Source organism: Cytobacillus sp. S13-E01, assembly GCF_029193815.1.
In the GTDB taxonomy this organism is placed as follows: Bacteria; Bacillota; Bacilli; order Bacillales; family Bacillaceae_L; genus Bacillus_BV.
In genome coordinates this window covers 1-23,889 of sequence record NZ_JARFVC010000032.1, presented here as the reverse complement: position 1 = coordinate 23,889, position 23,889 = coordinate 1, and the positions used below count along the sequence as shown (strand labels likewise).

20 protein-coding genes are annotated in these 23,889 nt (G+C 37.6%); 2 read left to right on the top strand and 18 right to left on the bottom strand.

The window, feature by feature from the left end; genetic code table 11:
• Nucleotides 1-21: 21 nt before the first annotated feature.
• The 5 genes from hisD to PY093_RS16605 all read right to left on the bottom strand — a co-directional run bounded on the left by hisD (nt 22) and on the right by PY093_RS16605 (nt 7,552).
• Nucleotides 22-1,287 (bottom strand): histidinol dehydrogenase, encoded by a 1,266-nt coding sequence (gene hisD / locus PY093_RS16625; protein ID WP_275646975.1) that lies wholly within the window; start codon nt 1,285-1,287, stop codon nt 22-24.
• A gap of 31 nt (nt 1,288-1,318) precedes the next feature.
• Entirely contained in the window at nt 1,319-1,954 is a 636-nt protein-coding gene (gene hisG / locus PY093_RS16620) for an ATP phosphoribosyltransferase (RefSeq protein WP_275646974.1), read from the bottom strand.
• Nucleotides 1,954-3,126, bottom strand: coding sequence for an ATP phosphoribosyltransferase regulatory subunit (locus PY093_RS16615; protein WP_275646999.1), 1,173 nt, complete (start codon nt 3,124-3,126; stop codon nt 1,954-1,956). The genes hisG and PY093_RS16615 overlap by 1 nt, the downstream gene beginning before the upstream one ends.
• Nucleotides 3,127-3,507: 381 nt before the next feature.
• Entirely contained in the window at nt 3,508-4,134 is a 627-nt protein-coding gene (locus tag PY093_RS16610; RefSeq protein WP_275646973.1) for a hypothetical protein, read from the bottom strand.
• A 307-nt stretch (nt 4,135-4,441) separates the two neighbouring features.
• Nucleotides 4,442-7,552 (bottom strand): efflux RND transporter permease subunit, encoded by a 3,111-nt coding sequence (locus PY093_RS16605; protein WP_275646972.1) that lies wholly within the window; start codon nt 7,550-7,552, stop codon nt 4,442-4,444.
• Between the two features lie 170 nt (nt 7,553-7,722).
• Between PY093_RS16605 and PY093_RS16600 the strand changes: the two genes are divergently transcribed.
• Entirely contained in the window at nt 7,723-8,592 is an 870-nt protein-coding gene (locus tag PY093_RS16600; protein WP_275646971.1) for a TetR/AcrR family transcriptional regulator, read from the top strand.
• 255 nt (nt 8,593-8,847) lie between these two features.
• Here PY093_RS16600 and PY093_RS16595 read toward each other — a convergent pair whose 3' ends face one another.
• The 12 genes from PY093_RS16595 to PY093_RS16540 form a co-directional block, all read right to left on the bottom strand.
• Nucleotides 8,848-9,105: a hypothetical protein gene (locus PY093_RS16595; protein WP_275646970.1), complete on the bottom strand. Its 258-nt coding sequence runs from the start codon at nt 9,103-9,105 to the stop codon at nt 8,848-8,850.
• 20 nt (nt 9,106-9,125) lie between these two features.
• Entirely contained in the window at nt 9,126-9,656 is a 531-nt protein-coding gene (locus tag PY093_RS16590; RefSeq protein ID WP_275646969.1) for an acyltransferase, read from the bottom strand.
• A gap of 2 nt (nt 9,657-9,658) precedes the next feature.
• Complete coding sequence (gene ppaX, locus PY093_RS16585) at nt 9,659-10,300, bottom strand: pyrophosphatase PpaX (protein ID WP_275646968.1); 642 nt, start codon at nt 10,298-10,300, stop codon at nt 9,659-9,661.
• Nucleotides 10,290-11,234, bottom strand: a complete 945-nt coding sequence (locus PY093_RS16580) for a nucleoside recognition domain-containing protein (RefSeq protein ID WP_275646967.1) — start codon at nt 11,232-11,234, stop codon at nt 10,290-10,292. Before PY093_RS16580 ends, ppaX begins: the two co-directional genes overlap by 11 nt.
• Nucleotides 11,235-11,254: 20 nt before the next feature.
• Nucleotides 11,255-12,076: a prolipoprotein diacylglyceryl transferase gene (lgt, locus tag PY093_RS16575; protein ID WP_275646966.1), complete on the bottom strand. Its 822-nt coding sequence runs from the start codon at nt 12,074-12,076 to the stop codon at nt 11,255-11,257.
• A gap of 68 nt (nt 12,077-12,144) precedes the next feature.
• The gene (gene hprK, locus PY093_RS16570) at nt 12,145-13,080 is read right to left on the bottom strand and encodes an HPr(Ser) kinase/phosphatase (protein WP_275646965.1); all 936 of its coding nucleotides are present in this window, start codon (nt 13,078-13,080) and stop codon (nt 12,145-12,147) included.
• Between the two features lie 274 nt (nt 13,081-13,354).
• The gene (locus tag PY093_RS16565) at nt 13,355-13,549 is read right to left on the bottom strand and encodes a PspC domain-containing protein (protein WP_275646964.1); all 195 of its coding nucleotides are present in this window, start codon (nt 13,547-13,549) and stop codon (nt 13,355-13,357) included.
• Entirely contained in the window at nt 13,546-14,682 is a 1,137-nt protein-coding gene (locus PY093_RS16560; protein WP_275646963.1) for a DUF4097 family beta strand repeat-containing protein, read from the bottom strand. The genes PY093_RS16565 and PY093_RS16560 overlap by 4 nt, the downstream gene beginning before the upstream one ends.
• A gap of 70 nt (nt 14,683-14,752) precedes the next feature.
• Nucleotides 14,753-15,058, bottom strand: coding sequence for a magnetosome magnetite crystal formation protein family (locus tag PY093_RS16555; protein ID WP_275646962.1), 306 nt, complete (start codon nt 15,056-15,058; stop codon nt 14,753-14,755).
• Between the two features lie 289 nt (nt 15,059-15,347).
• Nucleotides 15,348-18,221, bottom strand: coding sequence for an excinuclease ABC subunit UvrA (gene uvrA, locus PY093_RS16550; RefSeq protein WP_275646961.1), 2,874 nt, complete (start codon nt 18,219-18,221; stop codon nt 15,348-15,350).
• 6 nt (nt 18,222-18,227) lie between these two features.
• The gene (uvrB, locus tag PY093_RS16545; RefSeq protein WP_275646960.1) at nt 18,228-20,207 is read right to left on the bottom strand and encodes an excinuclease ABC subunit UvrB; all 1,980 of its coding nucleotides are present in this window, start codon (nt 20,205-20,207) and stop codon (nt 18,228-18,230) included.
• Nucleotides 20,208-20,439: 232 nt separating this feature from the next.
• Nucleotides 20,440-20,673, bottom strand: coding sequence for a CsbA family protein (locus PY093_RS16540; RefSeq protein WP_275646959.1), 234 nt, complete (start codon nt 20,671-20,673; stop codon nt 20,440-20,442).
• 1,012 nt (nt 20,674-21,685) lie between these two features.
• On the opposite strand from PY093_RS16540, the gene PY093_RS16535 reads away from it, so the two are divergent.
• The gene (locus tag PY093_RS16535) at nt 21,686-23,083 is read left to right on the top strand and encodes a YjiH family protein (protein ID WP_275646958.1); all 1,398 of its coding nucleotides are present in this window, start codon (nt 21,686-21,688) and stop codon (nt 23,081-23,083) included.
• Nucleotides 23,084-23,292: 209 nt separating this feature from the next.
• Here the strand turns inward: PY093_RS16535 and PY093_RS16530 are convergent.
• On the bottom strand, nt 23,293-23,889 hold a 597-nt coding region (locus tag PY093_RS16530), incomplete at its 5' end, for a group II intron maturase-specific domain-containing protein (RefSeq protein WP_275644170.1).

Sequence of the window (23,889 nt, the reverse complement as noted above, 5' to 3'; positions counted from 1 at the left end):
CTTCCACGAAGATGTCGAATCTTATTTTAGTCTTTCCTCCACGGCTCGTGCGTGTGCCTCTAGGCCTTCAAGTCTTGCGAAGGCAGCGATTTTGGGGCCGTTTTGTTTGATTGCTTTTTCAGAATATGCTATGATGCTAGATTTTTTGACGAAGTCGTCAATGTTTAATGGGCTTGAAAAACGTGCTGTCCCATTTGTTGGGAGGACATGATTCGGTCCTGCAAAGTAATCGCCTACAGGCTCAGAACTATAACGACCGACAAAGATCGCTCCAGCATGTCTAATTTTACCGACGAGTTCTATTGCATCTTTTGTGATAATTTCTAAGTGCTCTGGAGCTAGTTCATTAACCACTTTTATAGCTTCCTCTAAATCTTCAGTAACATATATAGCTCCAAAATCTTCAATCGATGCTTTGGCAATCTCAGTTCGTGGAAGAGTAGCTAATTGTTTTTTTACTTCAACGGCTACTTTCTCTGCAAGCTCCATTGATGCTGTGACAAGAATACTAGATGCTCGTTCATCATGTTCAGCTTGCGATAGCAGATCTGCTGCTACTTCATTTGCAAGTGCCGTATCATCCGCTAGAACTACTATTTCACTTGGACCGGCGATCATATCAATCGCTACATCACCAAAGACTTCTCTCTTCGCTAAAGCTACATAGATATTTCCAGGTCCAGTAATTTTATCCACTGGTTGGATCGTTTCTGTACCATAAGCTAGTGCAGCTATAGCCTGAGCCCCTCCAACCTTGTAGATTTCTTTTATACCTAACTCATTGGCGGCAACCAGTACACCCGCAGGAATTGTTCCATCTTTACCAGGTGGTGATGTCATCACAATTCGTTTGACACCCGCTACTTGTGCTGGAATAACATTCATCAAAACAGAAGAAGGATAGGCCGCTTTGCCACCAGGCACATAAACCCCTACTGAATCTAGTGGAGTAATTTTTTGTCCTAGTATCGTTCCATCTTCCTTCATCGTCATCCATGATTCTCGTACTTGACGGTTATGAAAATCTCGAATGTTTTGGGCTGCTTCATGGATTACACTTATAATCTCAGTACCAGTTTTTTCATATGCGTCAGTAATCTCAATTTCCGATACTTTTATATGTGATACTTTTACACCATCAAATTTTTCAGTATAGTCTAAAAGGGCCTGATCACCGTTTTTCTTAACATCCTCAATAATCGACAGCACTGTCTTTCGTTGTTCTTCCGTACCGCTATCTAACGAGCGTTTTAAAGATACGGAACCAGCAACTCGTTGGATTCTCATCTATCTCAATCCTTTCTATTTTAAAAGGAACTTATTCTATTATATCTACCACATTGGAAAGTCGTTCTACTAGATCATCAATACGCTGATCCTTCATTCGGTAGCTCACAGGATTTACAATCACACGTGAAGTTATATCAGCAATATGCTCTAATTCGACTAGACCATTTTCCTTTAACGTGCGGCCTGTTGAAACGATATCGACAATTCGATCAGCGAGACCGATTAATGGCGCTAATTCGATAGAACCATTGAGCTTTATGATTTCAACTTGCTCACCTTGCTCGCGGAAATAACTAGAAGCTACATTGGGGTACTTTGTTGCAACCTTTGGAGCGACATCCCGAATTTTCGCTCCCGGTAAACCAGCAACCGCAAGATAACAATGACTAATTTTCAAATCAAGAACCTCATACACATCTCGTTCTTCCTCTAGCATGACGTCCTTTCCAGCAATGCCAAGGTCTGCAACACCATGCTCGACATATGTAGTCACATCCATTGGTTTAGCTAAAATAAAGCGAATATTCTCCTCTGGGACATCAATAATCAGTTTACGAGAGCCGTCAAATTCGGGTGGAAGCTTGTAATTTGCTTTGCGTAAAAGCTCCACTGCTTCTTCAAATATTCTCCCCTTTGGCATTGCAATTGTTAGAAAGTCTTCCATTACACTTCCTCCCTTTTTTGCCTATTCCCAATAAAATAAGTAATATCAGAAAATGCATTTGTGCACGCATCGACATCCTTCAATCCTGAGATATCTTGTAAAATAACCCTTTGTCCTTGTTCTCTTATTTCTTGCGCATATCGAATTGCGTCTAGACGTTGCTCGGCACTAAAAATAACACAATGAATGTCACTTTTCGTCTCTACCGAGTCTAGCGCTTCAATTAATCTGTCAATGTGAATACCAAAGCCGGTTGCTTGAGTCGCTTTGCGTTCAAACTTTTCAAATAGTTGATCGTAACGTCCGCCATTTCCAAGTAGAAACCCAACGTTCTCCGCATAAACCTCAAACATAATGCCCGTGTAGTAGCTCATGTGACTGACTAGATTAAAATCAATCTTGATGTGCTCGGTAACCCCAAAAGCCTCCAAGTTTTTCCATAGTATTTCTACTTCATCAACCATTTCACGTCCATTTTCACTCTCTACTAAATCTTTAGCAGCAGAAATTTTCGTTTCGTCTCCTCGCAATTGAAGTAACTGTAATAAACGTTGTTTATCGATTGATGACAACGGTAGGCTTTTTACATGCTCACGATATCCTACATAGTTTTTTTCATATAGATATCGTCGTAGGATATTCGCTCTTTCTTCATTACCAACAATCTCAAGAAATAAGGCATTCACATAGCCAATATGTCCGATAGCAACAGTAAATTGCTTTAGCCCTGCTTTTTTCAAAGAAGCAATCATAAGCGCGATCACTTCAGCGTCTGCACTAATCGTACCATCACCAATACACTCAATCCCAATTTGATCAAATTCTGCAGGTCTACCGCCTTCTCGTTGCTGTGCACGAAAAACATTTGCCGCATACGCAAGACGTAGAGGATAACCTTCTTGGTAAAGTCTTGATGCTGCCACCCTCGCAATTGGTGCTGTCATATCCGGGCGCAGTACTAATGAATGACCTTGTTGGTCAAGTAATTTGAATAACTGTTGATCAAGGATTGCTGAAGCACTTCCGATTGTTTCATAATATTCCAACGTCGGCGTTTCTATAAACTGATAGCCCCACCTCTCGATTTCATCACTCATTCTTGCTCGTATCTCTTTTTTTGTTTCATATAATGCAGGTAAAGTATCCCGCATACCTAACGGCTTTTCAAACATAAACAACTTGGACACTCTTTACACTTCCTTTTAATTGACGTTAACAATATATAGTGGTCGTATCAGCGACGTGGCTGACACTCTTTGTTTTATTAAATTTCAACCATCCTTTAGTTCGCTAATATGCTAATAAGGTGAAGTTATTTGTAGTTTACACCCCTTATCAGTATGCGTCAACCCTTAAACGGTAAACAAACGGGTCGATAATTATTTCCAATTGTACACTCCCCTAATTGATTCATTATAAAGAAAACTCGCCGAGTGGCGAGCCTGAAGGGCGAATATAGAGGCGTAGTTGCACTTATGCTTTTTAGAATTTATGGATATAAATTCTAATTAACTAAGAAAAGCGCAAGGCGCGCCCGTATTGAGGAACGTCGATTAAAACGTCTTTTGATTACCGTTTTTTATTTTTTTCAAGATTTCGGGCATCAGACTGCCCTTTTGATTACCGTTTTTTATTTTTTTCAAGATTTCGGGCATCAGATTGCCCTTTTGATTACCGTTTTTTATTTTTTTCAAGATTTCGGGCATCAGACTGCCCTTTTGATTACCGTTTTTTATTTCTTTCGAGATTTCGGGCATCAGACTGCCCTTTTGGTTACCGTTTTTTATTTTTTTCAAGATTTCGGGCATCAGACTGCCCTTTTGGTTACCGTTTTTTATTTTTTTCGCGATTTCGGGCATCAGACTGCCCTTTTGGTTACCGTTTTTTATTTTTTTCGCGATTTCGGGCATCAGATTGCTCTTTTGATTACCGTTTTCTATTTTTTTCGAGATTTCGGGCATCAGACTGCCCTTTTGATTACCGTTTTCTATTTTTTTCGAGATTTCGGGCATCAGACTGCCCTTTTGGTTACCGTTTTTTATTTTTTTCAAGATTTCGGGCATCAGACTGCCCTTTTGGTTACCGTTTTTTATTTTTTTCAAGATTTCGGGCATCAGACTGCCCTTTTGGTTACCGTTTTTTATTTTTTGCGGAGTTATATTTTTTATACCCGACTCCATTTAGAAATCACCGATACCAAGGTATCTTGTGCCAGGATTTTTGATCTATGCCGTTTAAAGTCTAAAATGATCAACATATTAAGTCTGATAGTATACGAAAAGCGCAAGGGCGCTTAGAGCTAGACACCACCAAAACTAGGGAAGAAAAGCGCAATGCGCGCCCACCCATCGGCGCGTCGATTAAAACCCGCCACGTCAGGTAGCGACAATCGAAGTTAGCCACAAATACCAGGTAAAAAAATTATACTTTCTTACCCTTTAAAAAAAGAATAGCTCTCAGATATGAGCTATTCTTACCATAATTAATTTACGCAGACTTTTCTGCTTTTCCTTTTCTGCGATTTTTCACTTTCATTAAGCCTTCGTACACAATCGGAACAATAACTAGGGTTAATAGTGTTGAACTAGTTAGTCCACCAATTACGGTTACACCCAATCCTTTTGAAATTAGTCCACTTCCTTCAAGACCAATTGCAAGTGGTGCAAGTGCACCAATGGTAGCGAGGGCTGTCATTAGGATCGGACGAAGACGTGTTGCTCCTGCTTCTAGTAAGGCATCCCTCGTTGATAAACCTTCATTCTCCTTATGAATGACTCGGTCAATCAGAACGATGGCATTTGTTACAACTATACCAATTAACATAAGGGCGCCAATCATCGCAGAAACACTTAATGTTTCACCTGCAATTAATAACCCTACTAATCCACCAATAATTGTAAACGGTAGAGAGAATAGAATCGCAAATGGCGCTAGACCTCCACCAAATGTGATAACTAGAATGAAATACACAATCGCTATCGCTGCCAACATTGCTAATCCAAGTTGTGTAAATGATTCAGCGATATCCTCTGTAACACCACCCATTGTTATATCGACATTAGCTGGGGTATCCAACTCATCTACTCCTTGTTGGATATCTGCTGATACTTTCGCTACATCCTTTGTGGTGATTTCCCCTGAAACATCTGCAAATATTCGACCATCTCGTCTTGAAATTGTGTCTGAAGTACTTCCCTTTATGATCTCTACTACATCCTTAATTACAACTTCTACGCCAAGTGGTGAAGTAATTGTTTTATTGGTAAGGTCTTCAATATCTTGATAATTATTTTCTTCAACCTCTAAATAAACATTCAACTCTTTATCTTCTTGAACAACCGTTGTTACTAATTCACGTGCACCAAACTGAGAAAGTTCCATACCAATTTGTGCTGCCGATAAGCCCAACTGACTCAATTTTTCTTGATCAGCTACCAGAGTATATTCTTCATACGTGTCTGAAACACTCGTTTTTACATTTGCAAGTGAATTATTGCTTTTAAAAATTTTCTCGATTTCATTAATAACAGGTTCTATGTCCTTCATGTCGTCTCCATACACCTGTATAGAAATAGCATTACTTGAACCCATTCCTGAAAAATCTTGACTTCCCCATTCACCTTTTCCTGTCATTGCTTTTAATTCATTTATGACTTCTTCTTTCTCACGATCAAAATTCTCTGTGTCTGCCTCATATTCCACATAGAATAATGCAGAATTGGATTGACCTGGATTCATCGGGTTTTCGCCGCCAACAGAAAACTGAACCGTCTTTACATCATTTCGAGCAGTGAAAAATTGTTCTGCCTCTGTTGCAATATCAATTACCTCATCTAATGTTTGCCCAGGTTCAGGCTTAAATGTTGCGATCACCATTTTCTGTTCGTCTGCCGGTAAGAAACTAACTCCTATTATTGGTACAAGGAATAAACTACCTGCTAGCATTAACACAGCAATTCCAGAAGTAATCCACTTATGATTTAACGTCCAATTGAGTACTATTTTATAACCATTTGCTAGTTTTCCTTGCTTATTTTCATCATGTGCGTGCTTTGTAGCAACGCCTTGTTTAAATAAAGAATGTGCCATCATCGGAACAATAGTAATTGCCACTAATAATGAAGCAAGTAGCGCAAATACAATTGTTAAGGCGAAAGGTAAAAAGAGTTCACCAATCATTCCGCCCACTAATCCTAATGGTAAAAATACAGCAATGGTTACAATCGTTGAAGAAAAGATTGGCATAAACATCTCTTTTGTAGCTTCGACAATAAGTTGTTTTCCCCTTATTGTTTCATCATTTGATGACATACGTCTAAAAATGTTTTCAATAACTACGATTGAGTCATCAACTACTCGTCCTATTGCTACTGTCATCGCACCAAGTGTCATCATATTGAGGGAGATATCCAACTGGTTTAATAACAAAATCGCAATTAATAGGGATAGAGGAATCGAAATAACTGAAATAATTGTCGTCCTTACATTTCGTAGGAACAGTAAAATAATAAGCATCGCAAAGATCGCACCAAATATTGCTTTACTTAACATCGTTTGCACTGATTCTTCAATTGGTGCCCCTTGATCAAACATTGGTGTCACGGTTAACCCAGAAATATTTGATTCTAGTTCATTAAGTTTCACCTTTACTGCATTTACAACATCCACCGTATTGGCATCTGCAGATTTCACAATTTGAACACCAATCGATGTGTCACCATTTGTTCGTGAAATCGATTCAGCTTTTCCTTCGCCAGTAAGTGTTGCAATTTCTCCTAATGTGACTGTCGGAATCACCGTAGGTTGTGCACCAGTCGGTCGTTGACCATCAGGAACCATTTGCTCATTTGTTGAAGCCATTACAGGAATTTTAATAGCCTTAAGATCTTCAACAGTAGCAATATCACCATCGATTACAACTGATTTCTCAGTATCTCCTAAAGTAAATAGTCCTAATGGGAATGTTAGGTTGGATCCTTTAATAACATTCATAACTGTACTTTCACTTAAACCATATTGAGCCATTTTTTCCTTATTAAATGCAAGTACTACTTCCTCGACTTGTTGACCTGAAATTTGAATAGAAGCTACACCTTCTACACCCTCTAATTCAGGTACAATTGTTTCTTCCGTTATTTTCGTTAATTCCGGTAATGTTTGTTCATTATTGGCAATGCTTAACGACATAACGGGAAATGCATTAAGACTTAAACGTGAAACATCAGGTGCTTGAACACCTTCAGGAAACACTACACCACTTATCGCTTCCTTTGCTTCTTCTTGCGCTTTGTCCATATCTTTATCAAAGTTGTATTGAATTTGTATTGATGAAGCATTTTGAAACGATGATGAACTAACAATATCGACGCCATCTAAGTTTTTCACTCGCTTCTCGATAGGAACGGTCACTTTATCTGCCACTTCTTCAGGCGTCGCCCCTGGATAAATTGTCATTACGGTAACCAGTGGTGTAGTAATATTTGGAATGGTCTCTAGTTTCATGTTTAAACCTGAATATAATCCACTCACTGTTACAATAATGGTAAGTAACCAAACTGCTAGTTTATTTTTTAATGAAAATCGGATGATGTTTTTCATTTTTCCTCTCCCTTGATTTAAAAATCATAATTAACAATTGACTATCAAGTCATGACACTCTACACTATATATGACTAGTCAGTCATAAGTCAACAAGAAGATAATTCAATACAAAAACATATAACATTTAATTTTTTTTCGATATACTCTAAGTATAGGAGGTGCACCACTTGAAATCAAAGGATACAATTATTATAGAGTCGGCTATAAAGCTGTTCGCACAAAAAGGTTTTAACTCAACATCAATTCAGGAAATCGCTACCGAAAGTGGTATTTCTAAAGGTGCCTTTTATTTGCATTTTAAATCTAAAGATTCCCTACTTTTAGCCATTCTCAACCATTATTTCGATCGATTACAAAAAAACGTTGCAGCATTTGACAATTTGAATTTACCTCCTAGAGAAAAGTTCATAAAACAGCTGACTACTTTATTTGAGACCTTAATAGCTCATAAAGAGTTTATTGTTATGCAATCAAGAGAGCAAGCCATCCCTTTAAATGACTCAACGAAAGAGTTGATTTTTAAAATGCACAGTGAAACTCATCGATTTTATAATGAAGGTCTATTATCGATATATGGAAATAAGATAGAACAACATGTGTGGGATCTATCGTTCCAATTAGAAGGTATGTTCCAATCATATATTAAGGTTTTATTATTTGATAAAGAAGGAATACCTAATTTAGAGAAACTTGTTCAGTATATATTACGAAGAATGGATAGTATTATCCTAGGATTAGAAAACGAAAAACCAATTCTTTCAAAAGACAAGATGGAAGATTTAATCACTCGCTCAAAAGCATTTTTTATGAAAAATCCAAACCAAATCAAGGATATTATTGTGCAGCTGAAAAATGCAGTACATTTATTAGAGGATAACGATGATTTGGTCATATCTTTAGAGGTTTTAGAAAATGAGATAGGCACAGATAACCCTAGAATCCCGGTCATCCAAGGCATGTTATCCAATTTTTATAATGTACCAGGTTTTGAAAAATACACAAAAAGCATTGCTGCCTTTTACAATATAAAACAATAAGACTCTTTTCTATTTTACAAGTATATTGAGAAGTGTTGTTATGATTAGGGAAGTACTAGCACTATACTCCTTTCTAATTGATAGAACTGGTACTTCTAAAGTAATAACGTAAAACAGCCATATCATTAGATGAAGCGTTCATTTTTTTAAATGAACGTTTTTAATATCTTTTCATCAGTTTTGACCGACCAGTCATACAAAGTTATAATAAGTTTTGTTAATCTAAATGATGACTGATCAGTCAATAACCAACGATCAATTATCTAGAAACAAAAACAATTGAATTAAGGAATGGCCTGAACCTAGTACAGGTACTGTATAGCCAAAGAGAGTGAGTGTAAATGTTGATAACAAGAGAACAAAGTAAGCCGTTTGTTCTCTCTTGTTTCGATTGCTCTGTTTGTCAATCAAACGTTTGTTTAATTTTTTTAACCCCTTGATATGACTAGCCTGAGGGGCATTAACCAAACGTTTGTTTAAAATATAAGGGTTATCTTTCCTGTCCAAATCCATAAAAAAATCCACAACCAGTATTATAACTGATTGTAGATTGCATCATCCGTTAATCGTTGTTCCATTTCTTCTTTTGTATAAATTACACGCATCGGGTTGCCGCCAACAAATACGCCAGCAGGTACATCCTTATGGACTAGCGTTCCTGCCGAAATAACCGCTCGATCTCCTATTGTAATCCCAGGTAACAGGGTTGAATTAGCCCCGATCAACACTTCATCACCAATAATAACATCACCAAGACGATATTCCTTGATTAAATACTCATGTGCTAATATCGTTGTGTTATAGCCAATCACGGTATTTTTGCCGACACTGATTTTTTCTGGAAACATAATATCTAGCATGACCATTAATGCAAAGGACGTTTGATCGCCAATCTTCATTCGTAATAAATTTCGATATAGCCAATTTTTAACGGATAAGACTGGAGTATATCTAGCCAATTGAATAACGATAAAATTTTTAACAACCTTTAGAAATGGCACCGTTTTATAGATGTGCCAAAGGGAGTTTGCTCCAGAGACAGGATATCTTGTCGTATTTCTCACGGTTATTTGGCTCCAATGATTTTCAGTAAATCATCCATATGCTCTAGCATAAAGTCTGGTTCAAAGGTCGCTAAGTAGTCTTTACCTTTGGCTGTCCATGCAACCCCAGCTGTTTTCGTACCTGCATTTTTTCCAGATAGAATATCATGAAAATTATCACCTACCATAATCGCTTCGTCTGCTTTTGCATTTAGCTTGATTAATGCTAAATTAACCGGTTCTGGATCTGGTTTTGCATGTTGAACATCATCGAGCGCAACTACGACCTCAAAAAATTGATCTAGTTTTGTTAACTTCAACCCCATATCAACCACGTTTCGCATCTTAGTTGTTACAATTCCTAACTTATATCCCTTTTCATATAATGCTTTGATTGTTTCAAACACACCTTCAAACTCTGTCACTAGTAGATCATGATTTCCTATGTTGTAAGCACGATAAGTATCAATCATCTCTTGAGAGCGTGTCCTATCAACTGACTCAAATGTCTCAGTCAAGGTAGGTCCCATATATTTTAAAACATCTTCCCTTTTATATTGACCTGGGTAATATGTTTCGAATGTGTGTAGAAACGAAGAAATAATAAGCTCATTTGTATCAATTAAGGTTCCGTCTAAATCAAAAAGAAGAGTATTAATTTTCATAGCTAGCTTCCTTTCTACTTGTATGTTGGGCTCTTTTCCAAATAAATGCTACCGCAATCGTTAATAATATTGCTACAACTAACCGAATGAGTAGTAACGGTAAAACTGGGATTCCAAGCGGAAGAAAGATGAGTGTATCCTCTATAACCGCATGGCAGGATACAAGAAAAATAAAGGCTAGCGTTAAATCCTTTTTACTAACATTATCCTCTTTCACCGCTTGTATCATAACACCTGCCCCGTAAGCTAATCCAAATAGGATTCCTGCTGCAAGCGTTGTAGAGGTATTTTCTTTCATACCTAACAATCTTGTGATAGGGGCCATCCATTTTGAAAAGACAGAAAGCCATTGTAAGTCCTTTAACACTTGAATGGCAATCATCAGTGGAATGACAATAATCACTAGCTGCACAATTCCAAGTGAGGCTTTTTCAATCGCTTCTACTAGAATGTTAAACCAGCCTGTAACCGGTTCGTCAGTCTTTGTGATAAGGCCATATTGCGCAAGCTCTCCTCCACCGTTCCAAACAAGATTAATGATGAATGCTGATAAAAAAGCTAAAAATAAACGTACAGTAACAACAATCCAGATTTTAATGCCAACCTTTGCAGCAACTGTTGATTCAATAATCAAATTATGCGAAAAAGACAGCATAACCGCTAGTATAAATACTTCCTTTACTGTTAAATCGAGTGTTAAAATTGCCCCAATTGCGGCATAAAGGTTTAAAAAGTTACCGATGACAAGTGGAATTGCCGCTTCTCCAGACAATCCCATCAAGCCCATCAAAGGTGTAATAACTTGAATGAGCCAATCTAATAGTGGTGTATAACGTAATAATGTAACAATCAATGTAACAGGAAAAATAACTTTACCAAGTGTCCATGTTGTTTGAAGCCCTACAGCAAATCCCCGCTTTAGTGTGCCAACCAAAGTTGCTCTCTCCTATCCGCCTATCTATCTAAATATTTTTCTTTTGCTTTACCACTAACTCTTCTATAGATGATAAGTCCCACAGCAAGTGCAATTAATACAAGTGAGATTACTTGAGCAATACGTAATGTTTCAGTTAGCATTAAGCTGTCAGTTCTTAATCCTTCAATATAAAAACGACCAACTGAATACCAAATCACATAGCTTAAGAATAGCTCGCCACGACGTAGATTTACTCTTCTGAGCAGAATTAGGATAACTACTCCAACAAAATTCCAGATTGATTCATATAAAAATGTAGGGATGTAATAAATTCCATCAATATACATTTGATCCATAATAAAATCAGGTAATACATTATAAAACGTTTGAATACTTTCTTCAGGTATTGGACCACCATGTGCTTCTTGGTTCATGAAATTTCCCCAACGACCAATTGCTTGACCTAGTAAAATACTTGGTGCTCCAATATCTGCTATTTTCCAAAACGAAAGTCCTTTTATCTTTGCAAATATAATTCCCGTTATAACTGCTCCAATTAGACCACCGTGGATTGCTAATCCACCTTCCCAAATTTTAATGATTTGGTCTGGATTCTGTGAATAATAATCCCATTTAAAAATGACGTAATAAGCTCGTGCTGATAAAATCGCAATCGGAATAGCCCACAAAACGAGGTCTACAAAAGTATCTTTATGTAAGCCGCGCCTCTCTGATTCCCTAACGGCAAAAATAAGTGCAAGCATTGCACCTAATCCAATAATAAGACCATACCAATAAATTTGAAGGGGTCCTAAATCCAAAACTATTGGATTTAAAGGCTGAATATTATCTCTCTCCATTTTTTCTCAACTCCTAAAATGTTAATGGTGCCATAAGCACCTGTCTACTAATCCCTACTAATAAAAATTTAGATTTCCTCATGATCACCATCTTCAATAACATCTGTTAGACGATTTGAGAATTGTTCTGCAGCATTCATTCCCATTCGTTTTAAACGGAAGTTCATAGCCGCTACTTCTATAATAACAGCTAAGTTGCGGCCAGGTCGAACCGGAACAGTTAGCTTCGTTATATCGGTATCAATAATCTTCATTTTTTCTTCTTCAAGCCCGAGACGATCATATTGCTTATTTTGATCCCAAAGCTCTAAGTTAATAACCAATGTTATTCTCTTAAAACTACGCACAGCTCCTGCACCAAATAATGTCATCACATTAATTATCCCTAGTCCACGTATTTCTAATAGATGTTCAATTAAATCTGGTGCTGTCCCTACCAATGTATCTTGGTCTTCTTGACGAATTTCAACACAGTCATCTGCAACAAGACGGTGCCCTCGTTTTACAAGCTCCAAAGCGGTTTCACTCTTTCCAACACCACTCTTACCCGTTAGTAAAACTCCGACACCATAAATGTCGACAAGTACCCCGTGAACAGCAGTTGTAGGTGCCAATTTACTTTCTAAAAAGTTCGTTAATCTACTAGAGAGTTTTGTTGTTTTCAAATCAGTTCTCATCACAGGAACTGATTCACGCTCAGACGCTTCAATAAGCTCCTTAGGTATGTCAATACCACGTGAAACTAGAATACCAGGCGTTATATCTGTACAAAGCTTTTCCATTCTAATCACTTTTTCCTCAGAACTTAATCGTTCATAAAATGTAAGCTCAGTCTTACCTAAAAGTTGAATTCTCTCAGCTGGGTAATATGTAAAATATCCAGCCATTTCAAGACCTGGCCTCGATATATCACTAGTTGTGATAGGACGGTTAATTCCCTCCTCCCCACTTACTAGCTCAAGCTTGAATTTCTCAATAATATCCTTTGTGCGAACTTTGGGCACAATCATTTCCCCTTTCACTAGGTAGACATTAATATCATTTTAGCACTTTTCTTCTAGTAACAAAAAACAAATAATAGAAATATGTACAATTTTAAAATTCGACACCCTTCATAGAATTCGACACCTTCCATGAAAGTGTCGAAACACTGATTTCGACACGTTCATGGAAGGTGTCGAATTGTAGCTATTAAATAGTAGAAGGGGCAAGCCGGTTATGGCTTACCCCTTTATTTTTACGTAACTGAACCTAAAATACTAGCAAGCCACTTCATTTCTAGATAACATCCTCTCTATTTGGTACGACAAAGATCCAGATTAAATAGACTAAACCAAGGGTGCCTGCCCCTAATATTAACGCTAAAACAAATAATATTCGAAGGAGAGATGTATCCATTCCTGTATACTCTGCAAGGCCTCCTAAAACTCCGCCTAGCATTCTATTTGAACGTGATCGATATAGTTTTTTCAATTATTCACACCCCCTTCTGGTTTTACTAATATAGAGCCCGTTTTTGTTTCAGCAAAAATATGCAGTCGATTTGATTGATCACTGTTCGCTTTGAAGCGTAACAATTTTTGAACAACCTCACTTTTTTCTTCAACAATATCCATGTTTGGAACCTCGCATTTAAATCCACCAAGATTTGATTTAAGTTCACCATCTATTGCCAGAATTCCAGACACATAAAGGTCAATATTACCTGTTGTTGTTTTTATATGAGCAGTATGGGATAAATAGTCCGCAAGTGAGCAAATTACATTGCCATTAAAGCTCTGTAAGTCTACCTTACCGAAGCTTCCCCGAACATCAAGCGTACCGTTAATCGTTTCGGCATCAAGTGCAGTGCTACGACAATCTTTTGCTTTAATATGTCCGTTTGCCGTTTCAAGCTCAATTTCAGTTGAACGGAATTGATTTATATCAATAGACCCATTAGCAGTCTTAGCTTTAAATTCCGTTACATGCAATTTTTCTCCAGAAATTGGCCCATTAAACGTACGCACCTTTACTTTCTCGTATTCAGTTTGTGGTATATATAGGATGGAGTTTACTTTCATTTGTTTTTTCTGAACACTGAAGGTAAGCTTGCCACCCTCGATCGAAAATAATACATCCTGTAGGAATGTGTTACGAGCTTCGTCTTGGGATTCTACTTTATATACTTTACCATCACATTCTATCCGCACATCTTTTTCATCCCAGGGAACAAGCTTAATACTACCATTTGCAACATCTAGCTCAATTTGGTTAATATCTACGTTTGAATGGAAAAAGATATGGTGAACTTCGGTAGCATTGCCAAAATTAAAATCGAGATCAAGATCTTTAATTTTTTTTAAGGCACTGTCAATAAAATCGATAAACTTTGTTTTGGCCGAGGCTTGCTTTTGCGACTTCTGTTCCCTTTTATGGTTTTGGTGATTCTCAAAATCTACCACGGTAGACAGCTCTTGAACAATCTCTTCCTGCTCTGACTTTTGATACTTTTCAGAAGGCGAAATCTCCACCTTTTCAAGTTTTTCTAGTAAAATAATCGCTTCTTCCGCAGTTATTTTACCATCTTCAATCAGCTTTAAGATTCGTTTACGGTCTTCAACCATTTTCAACCCCCCAGTGCAAGTTTATAGTCAGCGTTTAGGATTCATTAATCCCATACGTTCTTATTTTTGATTAAATTGTTAATACTTTAATTCCTTTAACAACGTTCCAAATAACAACAATTAAGCTAATTAAACTAAATAAACCAAAGATAATGAACATCCCTGCTGCTGCAGCTTCCACCCCGCCTGTAAAAATGAATGGAACGATGAAGAAAACCATGGTTAGGAAAGGAACTACGTGTGAGAACAATGCTTTTTTCGCATGTCCCTTTACCTCAGGGTCGCTAACAATAAAGTACACAGCTATCGGAAAAATAAAGCCCGCAAAAAAGATACTGAAGTAACATAATGACGAAATTATTTTATTTGAATCCATGTCCATCATCTCCTTATACATACATATACGGAACTGGCATTAAATAGTTTCAAAATTTTAAAGTCTGAAAAAGAATGGATACTTTCAACCAAACGATTGTTTAAATTTTTCAACCACTTCAGCCATAAGGCCTCATCCTCATTAATCAAACGTTTGTTTAAAAATTAATATGGTAAAAATGCTAGCTCCTTCCTTTATTATACAACTAAATTGGGATTTATTAACAACTTAATATTATTTCCTATAACTAACAGGACCAATCAACAAATGTCAATTGGTCCTGTTTCCATTACTTTATTACTGCTTCCTTTTCTTGTATGAGCTCTTTCATACGCTTGCGGTCACGTTCCAAAACTGGCTTTAAATAGTAACCCGTGTGGGATTCTGCTATTTCAATAAGTTCTTCAGGTGTTCCAGTTCCTACGATTTGTCCACCTTTATCTCCACCTTCTGGTCCAAGATCCACTAAATAGTCTGCCGCCTTTATCACATCAAGATTGTGTTCAATGACAAGAACAGTTTCACCATTTAGGACAAGGCGTTGGAGTACCTTCAGTAAGCGGGCAATATCATCTACATGAAGACCAGTCGTTGGTTCGTCTAAAATATAGAATGACTTACCAGTAGAACGGCGATGTAATTCAGATGCTAGTTTAACTCGCTGTGCTTCCCCCCCAGATAGAGTGGTAGCAGGCTGACCTAATGTGATATAACCTAAGCCTACATCATAAATTGTTTGTAGCTTTCTTCTTATTTTGGGAAGGTTTTCAAAAAATGACAGGGCATCCTCAACCGTCATATTTAAAATATCAGATATATTCTTATCCTTGTATTTAACCTCTAGGGTTTCACGATTGTACCGCTTACCATGGCAGACTTCACACGGAACGTAGACATCTGGAAGGAAATGCATTTCAATTTTAATGATACCATCCCCACGACAAGCTTCACATCTACCACCTTTTACATTGAAACTAAAACGCCCTTTTTTATAGCCTCGTACTTTCGCTTCATTCGTTGAGGCAAAAACGTCACGCACATCATCAAACATACCTGTATAGGTTGCAGGATTTGACCTAGGTGTTCGCCCGATTGGAGATTGATCAATATCGATAACTTTCTCAAGATGCTCGATCCCATTTACCTCTTTGTGTTCTCCAGGTTTACTTTTTGCCTTGTACAGCCTTTGAGCTAAAGATTTATGTAGAATTTCATTAATCAATGTACTTTTTCCAGAGCCTGATACACCTGTTACTGCAATAAACATCCCTAAAGGAAAACGAACATTGACATTCTTTAAATTATTTTCTGTTGCTCCTTTAATCTCAATAAAGCGATCATCGGGTTTACGGCGTTCAGATGGTAAAGGAATGAACTTTTTACCTAAAAGGTACTGACCTGTTAAGGAATTAGGATCATTCATTACTTCTTGTGGTGTTCCAGCAGAGACGATTTCACCTCCATGAATACCCGCTCCTGGACCAATATCAATTAGGTAATCAGCAGCAAGCATCGTGTCTTCATCATGCTCCACGACAATAAGCGTGTTCCCAATGTCACGCATGTTTTGCAATGTTGATATTAACCTGTTATTGTCGCGTTGATGTAATCCAATTGAAGGTTCATCTAAGATATATAACACACCTGTTAAACGTGATCCAATCTGAGTCGCCAGACGAATACGCTGCGCCTCCCCACCTGAAAGTGTACCTGCAGAGCGACTTAACGTTAAGTAATCCAGGCCAACATTTATTAAGAAACCTATTCGTTCAACAATTTCATGAAAAATCATTTTCGCGATTGCCATTTCCTTCTCAGTTAACTCAATAGTTGTGAAGAATTCATGAACCTTATTGATAGGGTAAGAAGTAATTTCGCTAATGTGCTGACCCGAAATAAGAACAGAAAGACTTTCTTTTTTCAACCTATAGCCTTTGCAACCAGGACATGGCTGCTCAGCCATATACTTTTCCATCTGTTCACGTATATAATCAGAACTTGTATCGCGGTATCTTCGTTCTACATTTCGAAGAATTCCTTCAAATGCAACGTAATTTTCACGCACTTGTCCAAAATCATTTTCATAACGGAAGTAGATTTCTTCCCCATCACTACCATGTAAAATCTTATCCATTAAATGTTTCGGGATGTCCTTAACTGGGATATCCATTTCAATTCCAAAATGATTACATATTGATTCTAAAAGCTGTGGATAATACTGAGAACTTGTCGGCTCCCATGGTGCAATTGCATGTTCCCGAAGTGTTAAGTCCCAATTTGGAATGACTAGGTCGACATCTACTTCTAATTTGGAACCTAATCCATCACAATCAGGACATGCTCCGAACGGGCTATTAAAGGAAAACATTCTCGGTTCTAATTCACCAATTGAAAAACCACAATACGGACAAGCATGAAGCTCACTAAATAATAGTTCTTCCTCGCCCATTACATCAATGACAACTCTGCCTTCACCTAGTTTAAGGGCTGCTTCAAGAGAATCTGCAAGACGGGATTCAACACCTTCTTTAACAACAATGCGGTCAATAACGACTTCAATCGAATGCTTTTTATTCTTTTCTAATTCGATTTCTTCAGACAGTTCTAGCATTTCCCCATCAACGCGAACACGTACATAGCCTTGTTTTTTTATATCTTCAAATACTTTAACATGTGTTCCTTTACGCCCTGATACAACTGGTCCTAGCACTTGAAGCTTTGTTCTTTCTGGGTATTCCATGATTCGATCGACCATTTGTTCAATCGTTTGTGATGAGATTTCGATATGATGCTTTGGGCATGTTGGTCGTCCAACACGCGCAAACAACAACCGTAAATAGTCATAAATCTCTGTTACAGTACCTACCGTTGACCGCGGATTACGACTTGTTGTTTTTTGGTCGATTGAAATGGCTGGAGAAAGTCCCTCAATTACATCTACATCTGGTTTATCCATTTGTCCCAAAAATTGACGAGCATACGCTGACAATGATTCAACATAACGTCGTTGTCCTTCGGCATAGATTGTATCAAATGCTAACGATGATTTCCCTGACCCTGAAAGACCAGTTAATACGACAAGTTTATCTCTTGGAATCGTAACATCGATATTTTTCAGATTGTGAGCCCTTGCTCCTTTAACAATTATTTTATCCATTACCATGACTGGTCACCCTTCCGCCTTTAACTCTAATACCAGGTCGCGAAGCTCGGCAGCACGTTCAAAATCAAGCGCTTTTGCGGCTTCTTTCATTTCTGCTTCTAAATCCGCGATCACTTTTTTGCGTTCTTTTTTTGTTAAGTTTGCAAGCTTTGGTGCTGCATCGTATTCTTCTGTACCTTCAGCTGCATGTGTTGCTTTTATCAAGTCACGGATATCCTTTTTAATGGTTTGCGGAGTAATACCGTGCTTTTTGTTATACTCTTCTTGGGTTTCACGACGACGTTGCGTTTCTCGAATCGCAACCTCCATCGAGTTGGTAATTTTGTCAGCATACATAATCACATGCCCCTTTTCATTCCTTGCAGCCCGCCCCATTGTTTGAATCAGCGACCGTTCAGAACGAAGAAAGCCTTCTTTATCCGCATCCAAAATCGCAACAAGCGAAACCTCTGGGATATCTAAGCCTTCACGTAAAAGGTTGATCCCAACGAGGACATCGTATTTTCCTAGACGAAGATCTCGGATAATTTCAATACGTTCTAGGGTTTTTATTTCTGAATGTAAATAGTTAACCTTTATCCCAACATCTTTTAAGTAATTAGTTAAGTCCTCAGACATTTTTTTCGTTAATGTTGTAATTAACACTCGCTCATTTCGCTCAACCCTGGTGTTAATTTCACCAAGTAAATCATCGATTTGGCCATGGATCGGTCTAATATCGATCGTTGGGTCAAGTAAGCCAGTTGGGCGAATAATTTGCTGTATTACATCTGGTGCATGTTCAAGCTCATAGGGTCCTGGTGTTGCAGAAACATAAATAATTTGATTGATATGTTCCTCAAATTCATTGAATCGTAATGGCCGATTATCCATTGCAGATGGTAAACGGAAGCCATGATCAACAAGCACTTGTTTGCGTGCTTGGTCACCATTGAACATTCCTCTAATTTGCGGGAGTGTAACATGTGACTCATCAATAACAATTAGTAAATCCTCCGGAAAGAAATCCATTAATGTATAGGGTGTAGAACCTGGTGGACGTAGTGTTAAATGACGTGAGTAGTTTTCGATCCCAGAGCAAAAGCCCATTTCACGCATCATTTCTAAATCATATTTCGTCCGTTGTTCTAAACGCTGCGCCTGAAGAAGATTGCCGTTTTCATGTAAATCTTTCAGTCGTTCTTCAAGTTCCGCTTCGATATTTTTTATTGCAATCTCCATTTTTTCTTCACGGGTTACAAAGTGGGATGCTGGGAAAATAGCAACATGATCTCTATCTCCCAAAATCTCTCCCGTCAAAGCATCAACCTCACGAATTCTATCTATTTCATCCCCGAAAAATTCGATACGAATACAATGCTCGTCTCGTGATGCTGGGAAAATCTCAACTACATCTCCACGAACTCTGAATGTTCCACGTTTGAAGTCAATATCATTTCTCGCATATTGAACATCGACAAGTTTATGTAAAAGCTGATTCCGTTCTAGTTCCATTCCAACTCTTAGAGAAACAACTAATTCTTTATATTCCTCTGGCGACCCTAAACCGTAAATACACGATACACTCGCAATAATAATCACATCTCGACGTTCAAATAGCGATGATGTTGCTGAATGTCGTAATTTATCTATTTCATCATTTACACTCGAATCTTTTTCAATAAATGTATCTGATGATGGCACATATGCCTCTGGTTGATAATAGTCATAATAACTAACAAAATACTCAACAGCGTTGTTTGGAAAAAAGTCTTTAAATTCACTATAAAGCTGACCCGCCAACGTTTTATTATGTGCAATAATCAACGTTGGTCTGTTTACCTCTTTGATTACATTTGAGATGGTAAACGTTTTCCCTGTTCCAGTAGCACCCAGTAAGGTTTGATGTTTTTTGCCTTCATTAATACCTGCTACAATCTTCTCAATTGCTTTTGGCTGGTCGCCCTGTGGTGAATACTTTGAGACTAACTCAAAACGATCATTCACAAAAAAAGCCTCCATTCGAAAAATGTTTAAACATATCTATTTTAAATACATTAGTAGTTATTATCCAGTTGTAAAATTATTGTACCACATCTTAGCTAAAAATCACTAAAAATACGAACTTATATTCGATTAATTTATTTTAAAAGAGCTTTGCCTATATTTTGACAGAAAAGAAAAGCAGTAAATTCTCACCATAGAATTTACTGCTTTTTTATCCCGAGGGAAGTTTCCTTTATGCCTTTGTTCTCATTTTGAACATCATATTCTTAGAGTAAAGGAAGCCTCCTGTTAAAGAAATTACATCTATTACTCCAATTATAATAGTGTCAGTGTACCCCTGATAGACAGCTGCTACTAGAAGCGATATCGCGAGTAGTGTTCCGACATAATGGTTATATGTTACCCTTGTAAACAAAATAACAAGTAAACAGGGCAGAATTAATGCAAGGATTAGTTTTAAAATCATGATAATGACTCCTTTTCCAACGCTCAAATATTAGGAATAATGTCCATATCTACTATACCTTATCTCCGCGCCAAAAAGGAAGAATGTGCTTTTTTTCAAAAGATAAGAAAGATAAAAGTTTGTACATAGTTTTAGTGTATAGCTCCGGGCGCCCTCGGCTCTATGGTATAAGCCAATCCGTCTTATGCTTGTCGCCGATAGGTGGGCGCCCTGCGCTTTTCTTATGTCGATTAAATCCCGGTTTAACAAGTAGATTAATTGTTAAATATTTTCTTGTAAACCGTTCATACTTTCATCCCGATTTTAGCATGGACAAGGACATTTAAACCTTTAAAGACATGGAATTAGACCATGCATTTGTATATTAATATTGTGCCTGGGAAGTCGCCATGGTCACCATAAAACATCGCAATGATTTCAGCAGAGTCGAATTCTTTCGTTTTCATCGCAACTCCTAGTAAACGGTATTTTAAATGTCATGTCACATGATAATTATATCACTTTGTCCACATTGTTTATTTAAAAAACTTACTTTTCTTTGCACTTCATGCAAAAGAATTTTGCTCTTTAATGGAAATTGACGTTTACAAAATGTACAAGGTTAGAGCAGTCGCGAGTTCGGTTTATTGGCATGAATCTTGCATACTTATTTCTACTACAGCTATTTTAATGTACTAGAAGGAGAAATGGCTACGTTTTTTAAAATCTGTTAGAAAATTTAAATAGTATTCCACATGAAGGAGAGGTGTTTAATTAATAGGCCAAAGTGCATACGTATTTTTTTGGTAACCGCTTACAATTAATTTCAAGCGAGGTGACCTTCTTTACTGTTTTTCGATTTTCGTTGTCAGCACTTTGACAATTAAGGGTGATTAGGAATTGCTCACTCTAATTCAGGTGGAGGTGAAACGACTAGAAAAAGTTATATTTTAACTCAAAATTGTAAACTATTTAAAAATACTCATTATAAATTATGTTAAATTGACAAAATTTAAAATTCCCGAGGTGAAATATGGAAAGTCAACCTATTCAAACTAAAAAACAAGAACAAAATCAAACACAAAGTATCCGATCAATCAGCACAAATGAATTGTTACAATTTCTTATACCATCGTTAATAGGTATTGTTTTATTTGTTATACCATTTCCACTTGCTGAAGGCATTACAATCCCAGTTGCTATAATGGCAAAATGGATGCAAACAGGTTTAGCTGATTCCCTTCCATCTATTGCAACTGTTGTTGTTGCGCTTACGGGACTTATATCACTCATAACTAGTTTATCAAAGCCAGCTATTATTATCGATTCTCCTTTTTTAAATAAGCTTTTTCACGTTTCACCAATTTGGCTTATTGCAAGATTATTAGGTATGGTTTTCTCGATAATGGTGATATTTGAGGTTGGTCCGTCATTTATTTGGTCCGAAAATACTGGCGGACTATTACTATATGATTTAATCCCGGTATTATTTACAGTTTTCTTATTTGCTGGGTTATTTCTGCCTCTATTATTAGATTTTGGGTTATTGGAGCTATGTGGTGCATTACTAACAAAAATTATGCGACCTTTATTTACATTACCAGGTCGTTCATCAATTGATTGTATTGCTTCATGGTTAGGCGATGGAACGATTGGTGTTTTATTAACAAACAAACAATATGAAGATGGGTTCTATACAAAACGTGAAGCCGCCGTAATTGGCACTACTTTCTCTGTAGTATCAATCACGTTTACTATCGTAGTTATCTCTTATATGAAGCTTGAACATATGTTTGGACCATTCTATCTTACAATTGTCATAGCCGGCTTAGCGGCAGCTTTTATTTGTCCTAGAATTCCACCATTATCAAGAAAGCCAGATTCATATTATGAACATGCAGGTAAAAAGATAGACGAGATTATCCCCGCAAACGTAAAGCCTCTCAGGTGGGGACTTTTACAAGCTGTTACTCAGGCGAAGAAGAACAACAATTATTCGTCTGTTCTAAAGGGAGGCCTACAAAATGTTCTTGATATGTGGATGGGTGTAATCCCTATTGTAATGGCTATTGGCACAATCGCTCTTGTCATTGCTGAATTTACACCAGTGTTCAAATACCTCGGTGCACCATTTGTTCCTTTACTTACTTTACTCCAGGTACCAGAGGCTGGTGAAGCTGCCCAAACAATGGTTATCGGCTTTGCTGATATGTTCCTTCCTGCCATTATTGGGAGTGGCGTAGAAAGTGAGCTAACAAGATTTGTTATAGCTGGAGTTTCTGTAACCCAATTGATTTATATGTCTGAAGTAGGAGGACTATTATTAGGATCAAAACTACCAGTTAGCTTCTTAGACTTAGTGATCATCTTCTTGCAACGTACCATTATTACTTTACCAATTATTGTACTTTTCGCTCACTTTTTATTTTAAAAAAATTCTTACTTGAACACTCTGTTAAACTTTGCTGTTGATTTCCGCTACAGTTGCTCGCTTTTCGCGGGTGGAAAGCAAGTGTTCTCGTGCGAAGTTCACCCCTATTTTCAGGGTAGCCTACTTAAATCGAGTAGAGTGAACGAATCAGAAGATTGATTCGTTCGACCCTCTCACACCACCGTACGTACGGACCCGTATACGGCGGTTCAATAATTTGAGTGTACAAACTGGTATTTTGCGGATATATCCATATATCCGAGTTGTACCAGTTTTCTATCTGTTAAAGACCTATGAAGGATATAACTGGCAGAAATCCTCCAGTAACCCTTTCGGGTATTTGACCATTCATAGGCTTTTTGCTTTTCGATACCTAGTTGAATGAGATTCCTACGTTTGGTTCGTGGGTTTTTCCACTGTTTCCAAATGTATTGTCTGATTCGTCGTTTCAACCAACCATTCAAATCATTCATAAAGCTTTTCATTTCACCAATGCCGTAGTAGTTTATCCACCCTGTCATTAGCTGCTTGATTTGTTTGAAGAGGACTTCAATGCTCTTCCCTCTGCTCCGCTTTGTTATTTTCTTCAACTTTTGCTTCACGGTAGACTTAGCCTTATGATGTGGTCGGATTTTGACACCGTTTCTAGTTGCCAGTAGGCAAAAACCCAGGAACTTTCGTTTCAGTGGACTTCCTACCGCACTTTTCTCACGATTCACGGTTAATTTCAGTTCACCCTCTAGGAAATTGATTGAGTTCTCCATCACTCGATAACCTGCCCGTCTACTTTTGACGTAAATATTGCA